This window comes from Arthrobacter sp. SD76, from assembly GCF_049726125.1.
Taxonomy (GTDB): Bacteria; Actinomycetota; Actinomycetes; order Actinomycetales; family Micrococcaceae; genus Arthrobacter; species Arthrobacter nitrophenolicus.
In genome coordinates this window covers 3,638,839-3,655,447 of sequence record NZ_JBNBLR010000001.1, presented here as the reverse complement: position 1 = coordinate 3,655,447, position 16,609 = coordinate 3,638,839, and the positions used below count along the sequence as shown (strand labels likewise).

Genomic DNA, 16,609 nt, shown 5'->3' with positions numbered 1-16,609 from the left:
AGTGGAAAGTGGTGGGTAGTTTGGAAACAGCTCCATGGGTTTGGGTGGTAGTGGCCATTGTTGTGCTCGTCCTTATTGTGTTGCTGCTGGCAACCGGAAGGCGCCGGAAGGCAATGCAGCAAAAACGCGATGAAGCCCACCGGGAACAGGCAGCCGAAATCCGCCGCGAGGCAGAAAATGTGGAACTTGATGCCCGGGAGCGCGAGGCCAAGGCTGCGCGTGCCCGTGCTGACGCAGAGCAGGCGCAGGTAAATGCCGCACGGCTCAAGCAGGAAGCCGACGCGACAGCCCGGGAAGCACAGTCGCTCCGCGCCGATGTTGCGGACCATACCCGCAGGGCGGACGAGGTGGATCCCGACGTCGGACGGGACGGAGCTGCGCGGGACCGGGATACCCGTGGTGACGGTGTCCGTGACGACACTGTTCGTGATGACGCCGTCCGGGATGACGCCGTCCGGGATGACGCCGTCCGCAGCGACGGGGTCCGCCGGGACGCCGTCCGGGATGATGCCCGTGGTGCCGCCGGCCCCGTCGGTGCCGCGGCCGGCGACGCACGCGCTGAGCGCCAGGAGGGTACGCATGTGGACCGGGACCGGATGGATGCTGCCCGTGAGGAAGCGGCACGCCGGGATGCTGCCCGGGAGGATGCGGCACGCCGGGACGGCGAGAACCCGCGGACCGGTATCTCAGCCCGCCAATGGCCTCCGGCTGGCCCCCGATAGGGCTCCCGGTCAGGGTTTACGCGGCTTGAGGACAGGGGAGGGGCTAATGCCCTTCCCCTGTCCCATGCCTTCGAGGACTTCCTTGACGGCGTCGACAGATGAGGTTCGCGCTTCCCATCCCAGGATGCGGCGGGCCCGGCTGGTATCCATCACCGGTGCCCCGGCTGCCATTTCCACCCAGCCTGAATCGGTGGGCACGAGGCGCAGCCACCAGGCCAGCCCCACCAGCCTGTGAAGCAGTCCCATGGGAATCGGAAGGATCCTGCGGGCGCCCAGGATGCGGGCCAGTTCCCGGGGCGTGAGGACGGGTTCGGCCGCGATGTTGAACGCCCCGCTGGCCCGCTGGTCGATGACCCGCCAGTAGGCCTCCGCCACATCGTCGGCGTGGACCGCCTGGAAGATGAGATCGTCAGGTGCGGGCAGCAGCGGAATCCGGGGCCGGGCCGGCAGGAGCCGCGGGTATACAGGTCCCAGGAAATACCTGCCGATTTCGCTGCCCGCGTCGCGCTGGAAGATCAGCCCCGGCCGGAGCCTGGCCACGGAGATCCCCGGCTCGGCCGCCGCGAACTCATCCAGCAGTTTTTCCTGTTCGGCCTTGTGCCGGCTGTAATGCGAGCCCGGCATGCCCTCTGCCGGCCACGATTCGTCCGTGCGCCTGTCCTTGGGGGCTTTGCTGTAGGCGCCAACTGAGGAGGCGCAGACAACCTGCTTGGCCGCTGCCGCCTTGGCTGCCGCCAGAACATTTCTGGTGCCCGTGACGTTGGTGCGGTAGAGCTGCTCGAGGTCCCGGTTGGGCTGGATCTGCCAGGCGAGGTGGACCACGGCGTCCACTCCGCGGAGCGCTGCCTCCAGCAGTGGCTTGTCCCGCTCCAGGCCGACGTCCAGGGTGTGCCAGTCCACGCCCGAATACGGTTCCCTGGTGGTGTCCGGAAGCCGCCTGCTCATGCCAACCACCTCCAGGCTTCCCGGTTTTTTGGACAGGTGGCCCTGCAGGTTCCGTAGCAGCGCTGTTCCTGCGTTTCCACTGGCTCCGGTGATGGCGATGCGCATGAAAAGGCTCCTCCGGCGGGGGGTGTGCTGATTCCGCTTACGTGTTGAGCCTATAGGGGGAAGGATTGTTTTATAAGCAACCTTATGATTTCCTACTTCTAAGTCTTGCCGCAGGCTTTCGGAACCAGACCGAGGGAACCATCGACAATGCCCGAATACTTCGCCGCGCTTGCCGTGGATGCTACGCCAGTCCGCCGGGAACAACCAGAACTCCCGCATCGAAACCCCTCAACCACCGCTTCCGGACAACTGCGGGAAACGTTTGAAAACGACCTGGTCCTCAGCTACCTGGATCTCGCGGAAGCCCTTGCCGGCCGGTTCGAGGCCCGCGGACGCGAACGGGCGGACCTGAACCAGGTGGCCTACCTTGGCCTGGTGAAGGCAGCCCGCGGGTTTGACCAGTCCAAGGGCGAAAGTTTCCCCGCCTACGCCGCCCCCACCATCACCGGTGAGCTGAAGAGGTACCTGCGGGACCGGACCTGGGTGGTCCGGCCGCCGAGGCATATCCAGGACCTCCGGACCAGGCTTTTCCGCGCCGAGCCGGAACTGACCCAGGCGCTGGGAAGGAACCCCAGCGTGGAGGAACTGGCCGGAGAGCTGGGGACGGACCCGGCGGAAGTCCAAGAAGCCATCTCGGCATCCAGCAGCATGCACCCGGATTCCCTTGACGCCGTCAACCCCAACTCGGACGCGCCGCCCATCGGCGACGTGCTGGCCTGCCCGGAAACGCCGCTGGAGCGGCTGGAGGACCTTGCCTGCCTGCGTGAGGCGATGCAGGACCTGGACGCCGCGGACCGGGAGCTTCTGTACCGCCGCTACTTCTGCGAGGAAACCCAGGTGCAGTTGGGGAAGCGGCTCGGCATGTCCCAGATGCAGGTTTCGCGCCGGCTGGCCCGCGTCCTGGTGGAACTCCAGCGGCGGCTTGAAAACAGCTCCCGTCCCGGCACTGCCCAGGACGGCGGCAACGCAGGATCATTGCGTGCCGTCCGCGGTGGCAGGGCTTCCGGCCCGGCCTCCCACACCCGCCGGTTGGGTGCCAAGCCAAGGACCGTTTAGTCCCCTAATGACCGTACGCCTGCCATGGAAAGTGTCTCCGCGGCGGGGCTGAAGGAGCAGCAGCAAACCCGCGAATTTCGTATCTTGCCTGTTCAGCGGCTCGGATCTTTCCGGTCCGAAAGCCGGGAAAAGCCTGCGGCCCTGTTTAGGAGCAGCAGGAGGAGGGAACAGGGTGCTTATGGAAAGCCCCGAAACGTCCAAGTTCCGCGCTGTCCTGTTCGACCGGGACGGAACCCTGGTGGTCGATGTGCCCTATAACGGGGACCCGGCACTGGTCCGGCCGGTGCCGGGTGCCAAAGCCGTGCTGGACGGCCTCCGGGCCGAGGGCATCGCCACCGGCGTCATCAGCAACCAGTCCGGCATCGCCCGGGGCCTGATCACTGAAGCCGATGTGGCGGGCGTGAATGCCAGGGTGGAAGAACTGCTGGGGCCTTTCGATGTGTGGGAAGTGTGCCCGCACTCGGAGCAGGACGGCTGCGCCTGCCGGAAGCCGCAGCCCGGAATGGTCCACAGCGCCTGCCGGAAGCTGGGCATCGCCGAATCCGAGGCAGCACTCATCGGCGACATCGGGGCGGATGTCCGTGCGGCGGAGGCTGCCGGAGCAACAGGCGTGCTGGTTCCCACCCCGGTGACCCGGGCTGAGGAGGTGGCAGCGGCGCGGCTGGTCGCCCCTGACCTGGCGGCCGCCGTCGGCCTGCTGCAGGGGACGCCCTGATGGGCCGCGTGCTGGTTGCACGCCTGGACAGCATGGGCGATGTCCTCCTGGCCGGGCCCGCGGTCCGGGCCGTGGCCCACGGCAGGGTTCCGGACGGCAGCGGCGCCAACCACGTGGTGATGCTGTGCGGCCGGCAGGGGGAGGCCGCGGCTGCGCTGCTGCCCGGCGCCGCGGAGGTGTACAGCTGGGACAGCCCGTGGATCATGAACCCCGCCCCGAAGATGACCGGCCCCCACGCGGACCGGCTCATCGATTTCGTCCGCAACTCACGGATCACCGAAGCGGTCATCCTCACGTCCTTCCACCAGTCCCCGCTGCCGCTGGCCCTGCTGCTGAGGCTGGCCGGCGTGGAGCGGATCACCGGGGCGTCCACCGATTACGCCGGGTCGCTGCTGGATGTCAGGCTCAAGCCCGGTGAGGATTTCCCGGAGGACCAGCCCGAGGCCGAGCGGGCGCTGGGCATCGCGGAGGCCGCCGGGTTCCGGCTGCCGGCCGGGGACGACGGCAAGCTCCACCTCGCGTCCGTCCCCGATGTACGGGACCTGGTGGGCACCGAACCCTACGTGGTGGTCCATCCGGGGGCTGCCGTCCCGGCCAGGGCGTGGCCGCCGCTGCACCACGCCGCGGCCGTCGAACTGCTTCAGGGCGCGGGACGCCGGGTGGTGGTGACGGGCGGCCCCAACGAGGCCTCACTGACCGCCACCGTGGCCGGCCCTTCCGCGCTGGACCTCGGCGGACGGACCGACCTCTCAACCCTGGCGGGTGTCATGGCGGGGGCCGACGCGGTAGTCACCGGGAACACCGGCCCCGCCCACCTCGCAGCCGCCGTGGGCACTCCGGTGGCGTGCCTGTTTTCGCCCGTGGTGCCCGCCATCCGCTGGGCGCCGTACGGGGTGCCGCTGGAACTGCTGGGCGACCAGAACGCGGCCTGCCGGATGACCCGCGCCCGCGTCTGCCCGGTCCCGGGCCATCCCTGCCTCGACTCCGTCTCGCCCGAGGAGGTGGTTGCCGCCGTCGAACGGCTGATCGGCGGAGTGAGCTCCTTCAGCACCCATGTCAGCACCCGTAGAAAGGCCCGTAACAGATGAGAATCCTGCTATGGCATGTCCACGGTTCCTGGACGGACGCGTTTGTGCGCGGACGTCATGAGTACCTGCTTCCTGTCCTGCTGGAAGGTGGTGCCTGGGGACTTGGCCGTGCCGGCAGGGACTGGCCGCCTTCAGTGCGGGAGGTGGACCTGGCAACGCTCGACGCCGACGCCGTTGACGCCGTCGTGCTTCAGCGCCCGGAAGAGATTGCGGAGGTGTCCCGGCTGCTGGGCGGACCCGGGCCGCGACCTGCCGGCGGTGTACGTGGAGCACAACACCCCCAAGGGCAATTTTCCGAACACCCGCCATCCGCTCGCGGACCAGGACAGCATCCCGGTGGTCCACGTGACCCATTTCAACCGACTGGCCTGGGACAACGGCTCGGCTCCCGCCACCGTCATTGAGCACGGGATCCCGGACCCGGGCACCTGTACACGGGGGAGCTGGCCGAGCTGGGCGTTGTGGTTAATGAGCCGGTGCGCCGCGGCCGGGTGACCGGAACCGATCTGCTGCCGGCCTTTGCCTCGGTGGCGCCCCTTCAGGTCTTCGGCATGAAGACGGACGGGCTCGCCGCCGCCACCGGCATCGATGCGTCCCGGCTGGCGGCCCGGGGCGACCTGAAGACGCAGGAACTGCACCGGGAACTGGCCCGCTGCCGGGTCTACGTGCACCCCATGCGCTGGACGTCCCTGGGCCTGTCCCTCCTGGAAGCCATGCACCTGGGCATGCCGGTGGTGGCGCTGGCCACCACCGAAGCGCCGCGGGCGGTGCCGCCGGAGGCCGGCGCCGTCTCCGCCGACATCGACGAGCTGCTCCGCTGTGCGCAGAGGCTGGTCGCCAATCCGGATGAAGCACGACGGCGGGGCGCAGCCGCCCGTGAGGCGGCGCTGGAACGCTACAACCTGGGCACGTTCCAGGACCGCTGGGATGAGCTGCTGGCGGACCTGCGGAGCCGGCCCCGTCACTCCGTCAACGAGCACCCGGACGAGCGGATCCTTGTCCCGGCGCCAGAGAGGAAGACCCCATGAAAATCGCCATGATTTCCGAGCACGCCAGTCCGCTGGCGGCCCTGGGCGGAGTGGACGCGGGCGGACAGAACGTCCATGTTGCCGCGCTGTCCGAAGCGCTCGCCAAGCGGGGCCACCACGTCACCGTCTACACCCGCAGGGATGCAACGGAGCTCCCGCCAGGGTCCGGGTGGGTCGCCGGCTTGAGGTTGTGCACGTCGATGCCGGCCCCGCCCGGCACGTGCCCAAGGATGAGCTGCTTCCCTACATGGGGGAGCTCGCGGACGGTGTGGCCAGGGACTGGGGACAGCGGCCGCCGGACGTGGTGCACGGCCACTTCTGGATGTCCGGTCTTGCCGCGCTTGACGCTGCGCGCCGGCCCGACGCGGGATACCGCGTCCCGGTGATCCAGACCTTCCACGCCCTCGGCACGGTGAAACGCCGGCACCAGGGCGCAGAGGACACCAGTCCCACCGAACGCCGCTGGCTGGAGCCCGGCGTGGGCGCTCCGCGGACAGGATCATTGCCACCTGCTCGGATGAGGTTTTTGAGCTCAAGGCCATGGGCATCACCACGGGCAAGATCTCCATCGCCCCCTGCGGCGTGGACCTGGGCTTCTTCTCGGCTGAGGGACCCGCTGCCGCCCGGAAGCGGCGCCACCGGGTCCTCTCGGTGGGCCGGCTGGTGCCGCGCAAGGGCGTCGACCTGGTGATCCGCGCCCTGCCGCACCTGCGTGCCGCGGGGTTCGACGACGTCGAGCTCCTCATTGTGGGCGGCGGCGGGGATTCCGGCGTCCTGCACGCGGACCCGGAGGTGCGCCGGCTGCTGGCCCTCGCTGCCGAGCTGGGCGTCGCGGACCAGGTCTCGCTGCAGGGGCAGGTGTCCCGCGCCGAAATGCCCGGGATCTTCCGCAGCGCCGACGCCGTGGTCTGTGCGCCCTGGTACGAGCCGTTCGGCATCGTCCCGCTGGAGGCGATGGCCTGCGGCGTCCCCGTGGTGGCGGCTGCCGTGGGCGGCCTGCGGGACACCGTGGTGGACCACGCCACCGGCCTGCACGTGCCGCCGCGGGACCCGGAAGCGATCGCCTCGGCGCTCGCGCTGCTGCTCGGAAACCCGGACCTGCGCACCGAACTCGGCAACGCCGGCCAGGTGCGTGCCCGCACCAGGTACTCGTGGGAGCGGGTGGCCGCCGAAACGGAGAAGGCCTACCAGCTCGCCGTGGCGGAGACCCCGGCCGGCGCCATACCCATGGAAGGAGCAGCGCTGTGACTGCTGAATGGTCCCTGAGGGAAGCCGACCTGCGGGTGCTGGCCACCGCGCCGGCGCTGCCCGCCGTGCTGCCTGGGGCGGCTTTTGTCGACCCGGACAGTGCCGATGCCGTGCGCAGCCACCTGGACAACGTGGTTCCGGCGCTGGAATCGCTCCGCAGCCAGTCCGGCCGCCTCGCCGCCTGGGGAGTTGAGCTCGCCCAGCGGCTGCTGCGCGGCCAGCGGCTCCTCGCCGCCGGCAACGGCGGGTCCGCCGCCGAGGCACAGCACCTCACCGCCGAACTGGTGGGCAGGTTCGACGGCGAACGCGTCCCGTTCTCCGCCATCTCCCTGCACGCGGAATCCTCCGCCGTCACGGCCATCGCCAATGACTACGGCTACGACGAGGTGTTCGCCCGCCAGGTCCGGGCGCATGCCCGTTCCGGCGATGTGCTGATGCTGCTGTCCACCAGCGGCAAGAGTTCCAACCTGCTGCGCGCCGCGGAGGCGGCAGCGCGGCTCAACGTGACCACGTGGGCGCTGACCGGAACAGGCCCCAACCCGCTGGCCGATGCCTGCGACGAGGCCGTGATGGTCGACGCCCTCAACGCCAATGCCCAGGAAGGGCACCTGATCGCGCTGCACGCCGTGTGCCGGGCCTTCGACCTCGAGGTGGCCCGCCGCAGTCCCACGGTGGGAGGTGGCCGGCCATGAGGATCGTGGTGGTGGGCGACGTCATGCTGGACGTTGACCTTTCGGGTGAGGCCACCCGCCTCAGCCCCGATGCTCCGGTTCCCGTGGTGGATGTCTCGGGCGTCCGCCGTCGTGCCGGGGGCGCCGGGCTGGTGGCCCGGATGCTGGCCGAGGACGGCTGGCCGGTCACCCTGGTGACGGTTATTGGCGACGACGACGCCGGGCGGCAGCTAAGGGAGCACCTCGCCGGAGTGCGGCTCGTGGCAGGCCCCAGCGGCTACCCTTCGCCGGTGAAGACCCGGGTGCGGGCAGGCTCGCGCCCCTGGTGCGCTTCGACCAGGGGTGCGAAAAGACGCCGGTACCCGACGTCAACCCCGCCATGCTCAGCGCCGTGGAGCAGGCGGGGGTGATCATCGTCGCGGACTACGGCAGGGGAGTGGCCGCCAACCCGCGGCTCCGCGAACTCCTCACCAGGCTGGCCCGGAAGGTGCCCGTCATCTGGGATCCGCATCCGTCCGGTCCGGACCCGGTGCCCGGCGTGGCAGTGGCCACGCCCAACCTGTCCGAAGCGGTCAGGGCCGCCCAGGCCTTGGCACCCAAGGACCCGCAGCCAGCAGCGGACAAGGGGGCAGCCGGCGGAAAGGACGGGTCCGGGGACCATGCCGCAGAGGCGGGCCGCATCCTGCTGGACCACTGGCAGAGCAACGCGGTGCTGGTCACCCGGGGAGAGCAAGGCGCCGTCCTGCTGCGCCGCGATGGCCAGGAGCCGCTCACCGTGCCTGCTCCCCGGGTGGAAGCGGGGGATCCCTGCGGCGCCGGGGACCGGCTCGCAGCGGGCCTGGCCGTGCACCTGCTGGCCGGGCGGAGCCTGGAGGAGGCCGCCGGCCTGGCGGTTCACGACGCCGCCGATTTCCTCGCTGCCGGCGGGGTGGCGGCGCTTCCCGACCGCACCACTGGTCCTGCCGGGCAGGACGCTGAAACGGACGGCGCAGCATCCGACCCGCGGTCCCTCAGGGCGAAGCGCCGCCCCACCGAGCCGCTGCTGCTGGCCAGGACGGTCCGGCAGAACGGCGGAACCGTGGTGGCCACCGGCGGCTGCTTCGACCTGCTCCATGCAGGCCACGTCCGTTCCCTCACCGCGGCCCGCGAGCTGGGGGACTGCCTGATCGTCTGCCTGAACTCGGATGACTCGGTGCGGCGGCTCAAGGGCCCGGAACGTCCCATTATCGGCCAGCTCGACAGGGCCGAGCTGCTGCTCGCCATGGAGTGCGTGGACGCGGTGCTGGTCTTCGACGAAGACACCCCCGAGGCCGCCCTGGAGCGGCTGCGCCCGGACATCTGGGTCAAGGGCGGCGACTACAAGGGCGCCCGGCTCCCGGAATCGGACCTGGTGGAAAGCTGGGGCGGCCGCTGCCTCACGGTTCCCTACCACCCGGCGCGGTCCACCACCGGACTCGCCAACGCGCTCGCCAAGGTGGGCTGACCGGCCCTCCCCGCGCTACACGACAACGTATTTACCCATGTGAAAGGAACACCATGACCGCAGAATCGCATGCACCCGGCCGCGTCCTCATTACCGGAGGGGCCTCCGGACTGGGCGCCGCCGTCGTCGAGGCCGTCCTCAACGCGGGCGGCACCCCGGTGGTGCTGGACCGCGACATCAGCAACGTCTCCGGCGTGAAGGCCTTCGAAGTGGACGTCGCCGACCGCCTGGCGGTGGAAGTCGCGGTGCGCGAAGCCGCCGAGACGGTGGGCGGGCTGGACGCGGTGGTCACCGCCGCCGGGATCGACCGCTGCGGCAAGCTGGCCGACGTGGATGCCACGGAGTGGGAAAAGGTCATCGGCGTGAACCTGATGGGCACCGTGTCCGTGGTCCGGGCCGCCCTGCCGTACCTCAAGGCCACCCACGGCCGGGTTGTCACGGTCGCTTCCACGCTGGGCAAGCGCGCGGTGGCTGACGCCACAGCCTACTGCGCCTCCAAGTTCGGCGTGGTGGGCTTCAGCCACGCGCTCGCCGCCGAGACTGGCGGGGAAATCGGCGTCACCACCATGATCCCGGGCGGGATGAAGACCCGCTTCTTCGATGACCGCACCGAACAGTACAAGCCCCAGGACGATTCGAGGCTCAACGATCCGGCGAACGTGGCCAAGGCCATCCTGTTCGCGTTGTCCCAGCCGAAGGGCTGCGAAGTCCGCGAGATGCTGGTCTGCCACGAGGAGGAGGGCTCCTGGCCCTAAGCCCAGACCGGCCCTGCATGAACCGACGGGAGGAACCCCATGCCTACAACAGCCACCGAAACCATCAGCCAGGACACCGCCAGCGGTTCCGGCATCACCATCCGGGATCCACGCACGGGTGACATCCTGTGGACGGTGCCCGAAGCCGGGCCGGGTGCAGTGGACCATGCCGTGGAAGTGGCCCGCAGTGCCACCGCCGAATGGGCGGCCACGGCCCCGGGAGAGCGGGGTGCCGCGCTGCGCTCCGCTGCCCGTGCACTCGATGCCGCAGCGCAGGAGCTGGCCGGCCTCAACGCCAGCGAAACCGGCCGGCCGGTGGAGGAAGCGCTCGCCGGCATTGCCGCCGGGGTGTCCACCCTGGAGCAGTACGCCGAGCTCGGCCCGGTGCACCGTGGCCACAGCCTCCGCGGAAACCGGCTCGCCTCCGACTACACGGTGGCCGAACCCCGGGGCGTGGCAGTCCTCCTGACGCCCTGGAACGATCCGGTGGCGGTGGCCTGCGGCCTGATCGGCGCAGCCCTGGTCACCGGAAACACCGTCATCCACAAGCCCAGCGAGCGGTGCCCGCGCCTGGGCGAGGCGCTCGGCGAGGTCCTGGCGCCGGCCTTTCCGCCAGGGGTGTTCCTTACGGTCAACGGCGGGGCGGAGGTGGGCGCCCTGCTGTCCCAGGCCGACGTGGATGTGCTGGCCCACGTGGGGTCCAGCGCCTCTGGTGCCCGGATCGCCCGGGCCGGGGCGCTGACCGGAGCCCACGTGATCAGGGAGAACGGCGGCAACGATCCGCTGCTCGTGGACAGCGATGTGGATCCCGCCTGGGCCGCCAGCCAGGCCGCCATCGGTGCCTTCAGCAACAGCGGCCAGATCTGCACAGCGGTGGAGCGGATCTACGTCCACAAGGCCATCGCGGAGGAGTTCTGCGCCGCCCTGCAGGCAGAGGCCGCGCAGCGCAACAGCAACGGCAGCGTGGCGCCGCTGGTGGACCTGCGCATGCGCGACGAGGTGCACGCCCAGGTTGCGGACGCCCTGGAACAGGGTGCCCGGGCGGTTGAGGGCGGCACCCTTCCGGACGGGCCGGGTCCTTGTATCCGGCCACCGTGCTGCTGGACTGCACGGACGGGATGCAGGTCATGACAGAGGAGACCTTCGGCCCGGTTGCCCCGGTGCAGGTGGTGGACACGTTCGACGACGGCCTGCGCCTGGCATGCAGCGGCAGGTATGGCCTGGCCGCCACAGTCCTGAGCGGCAATATCGCGCACATCCAGCAGGCGGTCGCGGCCCTGCCGGTGGGAACCGTCAAGGTCAATGAGGTGTTCGGCGGCGCCCCGGGCGGCGCGGCACAGCCGCGCGGCGACAGCGGGCACGGGTTCGGTTACGGCCCGGAGCTGCTGGACGAGTTCAGCCAGGTGAAGGTGGTGCACATTGCTGCCCCGCCCGCGACGACCCCCCGGAAGGACCAGCCATGAGCACGTCTCCCGAAGCCGTGGACCTCTCCAGCCAGCGGGCGCTGTCGGAGTGGCTGCCCGGGCGGCTGGCGGCGGAAGAACCACGCATCCTGGTGATTGGCGACCTCATGCTGGACGGCTGGTGGAGCGGCACCATCGAGCGGCTCTGCCGCGAGGCCCCCGCCCCGGTGGTGGACATCCAGGTCCGGGAGTCCGTCCCCGGCGGTGCAGCCAACACCGCCATGAACCTGGCCGCCCTGGGCGCGCGGGTTTCCGTGGCCGGGATCATCGGCACCGACGACGCCGGCGTGGACCTGCGGAACCAGCTGGTGGCTGCCGGCATCGACGTCCGGCACCTGCAGACCCACCCGGACATGGTGACCACCACCAAGACCAGGATCAGCAGCGGCGGGCAGGTGATGCTGCGCCTGGACGACTCAGCCAGGACTGTGCCGGCCGACGCGCTGGCCGCGCTGGCCGCCTCGGTGCGCGCCGCCGTCGAACGCCAGGATGCCGTCCTGGTCTGCGACTACGGCAACGGCGTCCTCGCCGGGCCGGTGCATGACGGACTGGTGGCGGCGCTGGGGTCCCGGGAGGGCGTGGCGCGGCGGCCCCTGGTGGTGGTCGATTCGCACGATCCCCGCCCCTGGGCTCCGCTGCACCCTGACCTGGTCACCCCGAACGCGCAGGAAACGGCGCGGCTGCTGGACCGGCGGCTGCCCGACGGACAGGAACGCGTGGACGCCGTGGGTGCGCACGCCGAAGCCCTGCTCGCGGCCACCGGCGCCCGGGCGGTGGTGGTCACCCTGGACCGCGACGGCACGGTTCTGCTGACGTCCGACGGCGTCCGGCACCGCACGTGGGCACGGCCGGCGGCCGAGAAGCAGGCCTCCGGGGCCGGCGACACGTTCGTTGCGGCCCTCACGCTGGGCCGCTCGGCCGGGCTGCCCCTGACCGCGAGCCTGGACCTGGCGCAGTCCGCAGCGGATGTGGTGGTGCACCAGCCGGGCACGTCGGTGTGCAGCACAGAACAGCTGGGCCGCTACCTCCGGGCCTTCGCGGACACCGCGCTGGGTGCCGACGAACTGGAACGGCAGCTCGACGTGCACCGGGCGCAGGGGCAGCGGATCGTGCTGACCAACGGCTGCTTCGATGTGCTGCACAGCGGGCACACCCGCTACCTCAACCAGGCCAAGCAGCTGGGCGACATCCTGGTGGTGGCCCTCAACAGCGACGACTCGGTCCGCCGGCTCAAGGGCGCCGGCCGGCCCATCAACGCCGTGGGCGACCGGGCCGCCGTGGTGGCCGCCCTCAGCTGCGTGGACTACGTGACCGTCTTCGACACCCCCACCGCCGGGCCGCTCATCCGGCAGCTCCGCCCGGAGGTCTACGCCAAGGGCGGGGACTACACCCCGGAGATGCTGGCGGAGACCCCGGCCGTGGAGGAATACGGCGGCCGGGTGGCCATCCTGGACTACGTGGCGGAACGCTCCACCACCGCCGTGGTCAACCGGATCAGGGACGGCGAGGGTGCCGCTTCGGCCATCTAGCTGTTTCCGCAGGCCCGCCTCTGTCCGCGAAGGACCGGAGGCGGGCCATGGATTCAACTAGGGTTGAAGCATGACTGAGGCGCGGCACGGGTAATGGCGAAACGCGGAAAGTCAGGGGGCCGGGCCGGCCGGACGGCGGCTGTCACGGCCGAACAAACCAAGGGGACAAAGCCTGGCGGTCCCGTGGAAGGCGTCTACTACATCGATACCGGCGACTGCGAGCTGATCGCGGACCAGGACAACTCCACCGGCTGGCTCCTGAAGATCAACGGCGTCATGAGCTCGCACATCGACCTCGCCGACCCGCTGTTCCTCGACTTCGAGTACATGCGCTGGATGGCGGCGCTGATCGAGTCGCGCTGGCCGCCGTCGGGCATTGCTTCCGGAGGCTCCGCAGCGGGCACCGGCACAACCTCCCGGCTGCGCGGGCTGCATTTGGGCGGCGGCGCCTGCTCGCTGGCCCGCTACTTTGCCGCCGCCTACCCCGACGCGCGGCAGGTGGTGGTGGAGCTCGACGGGAAGCTGGCCGAATATGTCCGCGGCTGGTTCGACCTCCCCAAGGCCCCGCTGCTGCGCCTGCGGGTGGGGGAGGCCCGCCAGGTGACGGAGACCCTGACCCCGGACACCCGGGACTTCATCATCCGGGACGTCTTTGCCGGTGCCCTGACCCCGCGCCCGCTGACAACGGCCGAGTTCAACCAGCACGTCCGCCGGGTCCTCGCCCCCGGCGGGGTGTACGTCGTGAACTCGGGCGACGGGCCGGACCTCAAGAACGCGCGTGAAGACGCCGCCACCATCGCGGCCGCCTTCGCGCACACCGTCATCATCGCCGACCCCGCCATGCTGAAGGGCAGGCGCTACGGGAACATGGTGATGGCCGGCAGCGACGTTCCCTTTGGGGACGATCCGCAGCTTGCCCGCCGGCTCCTGGGCGGCGCGGTCCCGGCACACCTCTGGGACGACGCCCAGGTCCGGGCCTTCGCTGCCGGCGCCCCGGTCCGCCACGACCCTCCCGCACCGGTGGATGGGCCCGGTCAAACCAGTCACCCATCGATTGCTGAGTAACTGCCGTTATCAGGGCTCATAACGGCAGTTATGGAGCAGTCGATGAGGAGGAAGCCCGGCCCAGGAGCGCCTCCCGGTGGGCGGCCACCTGGTCCCGCAGCGCCTGCACCACGGCCGCGACCGCCGGCCGTCGCAGTGACTCCGCACGCAGGACCATCCAGTAGGGGAGCAGTTCGGCGATCTCATCCGGGAACAACCGGACCAGGTCATCGTGGAGGTCGCCCATGAAGCAGGGCAGGAATCCCACACCTGCGCCCGCCCGCGTGGCCTCGACGTGGACGAAGACGTTGGTGGACGTCAGTCCGTCGCGCATGGCGGGGACCAGCCGGCGCGGCGCGTCCAGGTCGTCCACCTGCAGCATCGAGTCCACGAAATACACCAGCGGATGCTCGTTGAGCTCGGCCACGCTGCCGGGCATCCCATGCTCGGCAAGGTAGGCCCGTGAGGCGTACATGCCCAGCATGTATTCGCCCAGCCGCACGGCCTCGGCACGGTGCACCTGCGGCTCTCCCACCACCACCTCGATGTCAAGCCCCGAGCGCTGCTGCAGAGCCCGCCGGGTCATGGTCACCACCTCCACGCTGAGGCCCGGGTGGTCACGGCGGAGCCGGGCCACTGCAGGAGCCGCGATGTAGGCGCTGAACCCGTCGGTCGCCGTCATGCGCACGACGCCGGTTATCGGGTCCGGTGCCTTGCCCGCCGGTCCCAGCGTGCCCAGGACGGCCTCCACCTGCTCGGCCACAAGCACCGCCTGCTGGCCCAGCTCGGTCAGTTCCCAACCGCCCGCGGCGCGGGCAAGGACCCGGCCGCCCAGCGCTTTCTCCAGCGCGGCGATCCTGCGCGAGACGGTGGTGTGGTTCAGCCCCAAGGCCTGGGCCGCCGTCGTAAATTTTGCCGAGCGGGACACTGCGAGCAGGACCAGGAGGTCATCCGGATTGGCGTTCATATCTGCAATTCTGCACATGGCGGGTGCCGGTTTGGTTATTGAAGCCGCATCTGTGTGCAGCAATACTCAGGGTAGCCGTCAGTGCTGGAGACCAGCACGTGTCAGTGAAGACACCAAGGAGAAACAGTGAGCGCAGAGCAACGCCCCGCAAACCAGGCAGCCGGGTCCGGCGGTGATTTGAACGGCCGGAAGGCGCTGGTTACCGGAGGTGCCAGTGGAATCGGAGCGGCGTGCGTGCGGGAGCTCGCGGCGCGCGGGGCCAAGGTGGTGGTGGCCGACGTCGACTCCGCCGGCGCCGCCGCGCTCGCCGACGAGGTGGGCGGCACCTCCTGGGCTGTGGACCTGCTGGATGTGGACCGGCTCGCCACCCTGAGCCTGGACTGCGACATCCTGGTGAATAACGCCGGGATCCAGCGCATCAGCCCCATCGAGGAGTTCGATCCCGCCGATTTCCGGCGGCTCCTCACCCTGATGCTGGAGGCGCCGTTCCTGTTGATCCGGGCGGCACTGCCGCACATGTACGCCAACAATTTTGGCCGGATCATCAACCTTTCCTCGGTTCACGGTATTCGGGCTTCGCCGTTCAAGAGCGCCTACGTCGCCGCCAAGCACGGGCTTGAGGGGCTCAGCAAGGTGACGGCGCTGGAGGGCGGGGAGCACGGGGTGACTTCCAACTGCATCAACCCCGGCTATGTGCGCACGCCGCTGGTGGAGTCGCAGATCGCGGACCAGGCCAAGGTGCACGGCATCCCCGAGTCCGAAGTCCTGGCCAGGGTGATGCTTACCGAGTCCGCCATCAAGCGCCTGGTGGAGCCGGAGGAGGTAGCATCCCTGGTGGCGTGGCTGGCGTCGGCCCCTGCGGGAATGGTCACCGGTGCCAGCTACACCATGGACGGCGGCTGGTCAGCGAAGTAGCCCCCCTCGAGTTCTTGTCCTTTGGGGGTTAGTCAAGGCGTTTGAGCTGCCGGTGGTCGTAGAAGAACACGCCCTGTGCTGTGTCCACACCGGCGGCGGTTCCCTGCAGGAACACCACCACCCCCTCATGCCGGCCCTTGAAGGGATCGTCACCCACTACGGCGTCGCCGATCTTGAAAGGGGAACGTGGGGCGAAGGACCTCCGGACCCGGGTCCAGGTGTGCTTTGCGGCTTCGGCCAGGCTGACGGGCCGGCCCATGCTGTAAGGGTCCTGGACTTGGGCTTTGACCATGCGAACCAACTCCTCGAAAGCGGCAGGGGCCGCTCACTGGCGGTGCAGGTCAACCGGAACGCTCCCAGCAGAGGGCGGCCCTCCCATTCCGGCTGGGCACCTTACCCCAAAGCTATGCGCTATTCACATCAGTCACACCAGTAACAGGTACTCGTCTTTGCTTGGGCCGCTACTTGCCTTGCCCGGCTCCGCGACTGCTCTGGCCGTTGATGATGTCGTCAGCGTTGTCGAAGGCCCAGGCAACAGGGGCACCAGCAGTCCGCTGAGTTCGTACCCCTTCTCCGTGAGGCTGTAGTCGACGCGTGGCGGAATGACCGGCTGGGCGTGCCTGCTGACCAGGCCGTCCCGTTCCAGGGTCTTGAGCGTCTGGGCCAGCATTTTTTCGCTGATGCCCTCGGCCCGCCGCCGCAATTCGCTCCACCGCTGCTCCCCTTCGGACAGGGACAGCAGGATCAGCACGCCCCATTTGCTGGTGATGTGGTCCAGCAGGGTCCGGCTGGGGCACCCGGCCGGGAAGACGCCGTCGGCAAAGCTGCGGGGCAGCGGGGACGGATGCGTGGTGGCTTCCATGGACCTAGCTTAC

At 69.8% G+C, this 16,609-nt stretch carries 13 protein-coding genes and 6 pseudogenes; 15 read left to right on the top strand and 4 right to left on the bottom strand.

The window, feature by feature from the left end; all coding sequences use genetic code 11:
- Positions 1 to 113 precede the first annotated feature (113 nt).
- Positions 114 to 722, top strand: a complete 609-nt coding sequence (locus ACPEE0_RS17680; RefSeq protein WP_424574968.1) for a hypothetical protein — start codon at positions 114 to 116, stop codon at positions 720 to 722.
- A gap of 9 nt (positions 723 to 731) precedes the next feature.
- On the opposite strand, the gene ACPEE0_RS17675 is transcribed toward ACPEE0_RS17680, so the two are convergent.
- The gene (locus ACPEE0_RS17675) at positions 732 to 1,772 is read right to left on the bottom strand and encodes an NAD-dependent epimerase/dehydratase family protein (RefSeq protein ID WP_407708854.1); all 1,041 of its coding nucleotides are present in this window, start codon (positions 1,770 to 1,772) and stop codon (positions 732 to 734) included.
- Between the two features lie 147 nt (positions 1,773 to 1,919).
- Here ACPEE0_RS17675 and ACPEE0_RS17670 point away from each other — a divergent pair, with 147 nt between their 5' ends.
- The 13 genes and pseudogenes from ACPEE0_RS17670 to ACPEE0_RS17610 all read left to right on the top strand — a co-directional run bounded on the left by ACPEE0_RS17670 (position 1,920) and on the right by ACPEE0_RS17610 (position 13,873).
- Positions 1,920 to 2,828 carry a sigma-70 family RNA polymerase sigma factor gene (locus ACPEE0_RS17670; RefSeq protein ID WP_407708855.1) on the top strand — a complete coding sequence of 303 codons (909 nt, stop codon included), beginning with the start codon at positions 1,920 to 1,922 and terminating at the stop codon, positions 2,826 to 2,828.
- A 178-nt stretch (positions 2,829 to 3,006) separates the two neighbouring features.
- Complete coding sequence (locus tag ACPEE0_RS17665) at positions 3,007 to 3,543, top strand: D-glycero-alpha-D-manno-heptose-1,7-bisphosphate 7-phosphatase (RefSeq protein WP_354177092.1); 537 nt, start codon at positions 3,007 to 3,009, stop codon at positions 3,541 to 3,543.
- The gene (locus ACPEE0_RS17660; RefSeq protein WP_133348732.1) at positions 3,543 to 4,631 is read left to right on the top strand and encodes a glycosyltransferase family 9 protein; all 1,089 of its coding nucleotides are present in this window, start codon (positions 3,543 to 3,545) and stop codon (positions 4,629 to 4,631) included. Before ACPEE0_RS17665 ends, ACPEE0_RS17660 begins: the two co-directional genes overlap by 1 nt.
- Positions 4,628 to 5,659 (top strand): annotated as a pseudogene (locus tag ACPEE0_RS17655) (glycosyltransferase). The gene ACPEE0_RS17660 and the pseudogene ACPEE0_RS17655 overlap by 4 nt, the downstream one beginning before the upstream one ends.
- Positions 5,656 to 5,820 (top strand): annotated as a pseudogene (locus ACPEE0_RS17650) (glycosyltransferase); the annotation flags it as partial. The pseudogenes ACPEE0_RS17655 and ACPEE0_RS17650, both read left to right, overlap by 4 nt.
- Positions 5,821 to 5,828: 8 nt before the next feature.
- Positions 5,829 to 6,065, top strand: a pseudogene (locus ACPEE0_RS17645) (glycosyltransferase); the annotation flags it as partial.
- A 134-nt stretch (positions 6,066 to 6,199) separates the two neighbouring features.
- The gene (locus tag ACPEE0_RS17640; RefSeq protein WP_424574967.1) at positions 6,200 to 6,907 is read left to right on the top strand and encodes a glycosyltransferase; all 708 of its coding nucleotides are present in this window, start codon (positions 6,200 to 6,202) and stop codon (positions 6,905 to 6,907) included.
- Positions 6,904 to 7,599: a D-sedoheptulose-7-phosphate isomerase gene (locus ACPEE0_RS17635; RefSeq protein ID WP_407708858.1), complete on the top strand. Its 696-nt coding sequence runs from the start codon at positions 6,904 to 6,906 to the stop codon at positions 7,597 to 7,599. The genes ACPEE0_RS17640 and ACPEE0_RS17635 overlap by 4 nt, the downstream gene beginning before the upstream one ends.
- Positions 7,596 to 9,061, top strand: a pseudogene (locus ACPEE0_RS17630) (PfkB family carbohydrate kinase). Before ACPEE0_RS17635 ends, ACPEE0_RS17630 begins: the two are co-directional and overlap by 4 nt.
- Before the next feature lie 53 nt (positions 9,062 to 9,114).
- Positions 9,115 to 9,816: an SDR family oxidoreductase gene (locus ACPEE0_RS17625; RefSeq protein WP_407708860.1), complete on the top strand. Its 702-nt coding sequence runs from the start codon at positions 9,115 to 9,117 to the stop codon at positions 9,814 to 9,816.
- Positions 9,817 to 9,855: 39 nt separating this feature from the next.
- Positions 9,856 to 11,279: pseudogene (locus ACPEE0_RS17620) on the top strand (aldehyde dehydrogenase family protein).
- Positions 11,276 to 12,808: a D-glycero-beta-D-manno-heptose 1-phosphate adenylyltransferase gene (gene rfaE2 / locus ACPEE0_RS17615; RefSeq protein ID WP_133348330.1), complete on the top strand. Its 1,533-nt coding sequence runs from the start codon at positions 11,276 to 11,278 to the stop codon at positions 12,806 to 12,808. Before ACPEE0_RS17620 ends, rfaE2 begins: the two are co-directional and overlap by 4 nt.
- Positions 12,809 to 12,901: 93 nt before the next feature.
- Positions 12,902 to 13,873 (top strand): spermidine synthase, encoded by a 972-nt coding sequence (locus ACPEE0_RS17610; RefSeq protein WP_407708862.1) that lies wholly within the window; start codon positions 12,902 to 12,904, stop codon positions 13,871 to 13,873.
- Positions 13,874 to 13,901: 28 nt separating this feature from the next.
- Here the strand turns inward: ACPEE0_RS17610 and ACPEE0_RS17605 are convergent, their stop codons facing one another.
- Complete coding sequence (locus tag ACPEE0_RS17605; RefSeq protein ID WP_407708863.1) at positions 13,902 to 14,819, bottom strand: LysR family transcriptional regulator; 918 nt, start codon at positions 14,817 to 14,819, stop codon at positions 13,902 to 13,904.
- A 126-nt stretch (positions 14,820 to 14,945) separates the two neighbouring features.
- On the opposite strand from ACPEE0_RS17605, the gene ACPEE0_RS17600 reads away from it, so the two are divergent.
- Positions 14,946 to 15,734 carry a 3-hydroxybutyrate dehydrogenase gene (locus ACPEE0_RS17600; protein WP_009357263.1) on the top strand — a complete coding sequence of 263 codons (789 nt, stop codon included), beginning with the start codon at positions 14,946 to 14,948 and terminating at the stop codon, positions 15,732 to 15,734.
- A 28-nt stretch (positions 15,735 to 15,762) separates the two neighbouring features.
- On the opposite strand, the gene ACPEE0_RS17595 is transcribed toward ACPEE0_RS17600, so the two are convergent.
- Together ACPEE0_RS17595 and ACPEE0_RS17590 are read right to left on the bottom strand one after the other, a co-directional pair.
- Positions 15,763 to 16,026 carry a hypothetical protein gene (locus tag ACPEE0_RS17595; RefSeq protein WP_407708864.1) on the bottom strand — a complete coding sequence of 88 codons (264 nt, stop codon included), beginning with the start codon at positions 16,024 to 16,026 and terminating at the stop codon, positions 15,763 to 15,765.
- A 169-nt stretch (positions 16,027 to 16,195) separates the two neighbouring features.
- Positions 16,196 to 16,596 (bottom strand): annotated as a pseudogene (locus ACPEE0_RS17590) (winged helix-turn-helix transcriptional regulator).
- Positions 16,597 to 16,609: the final 13 nt, after the last annotated feature.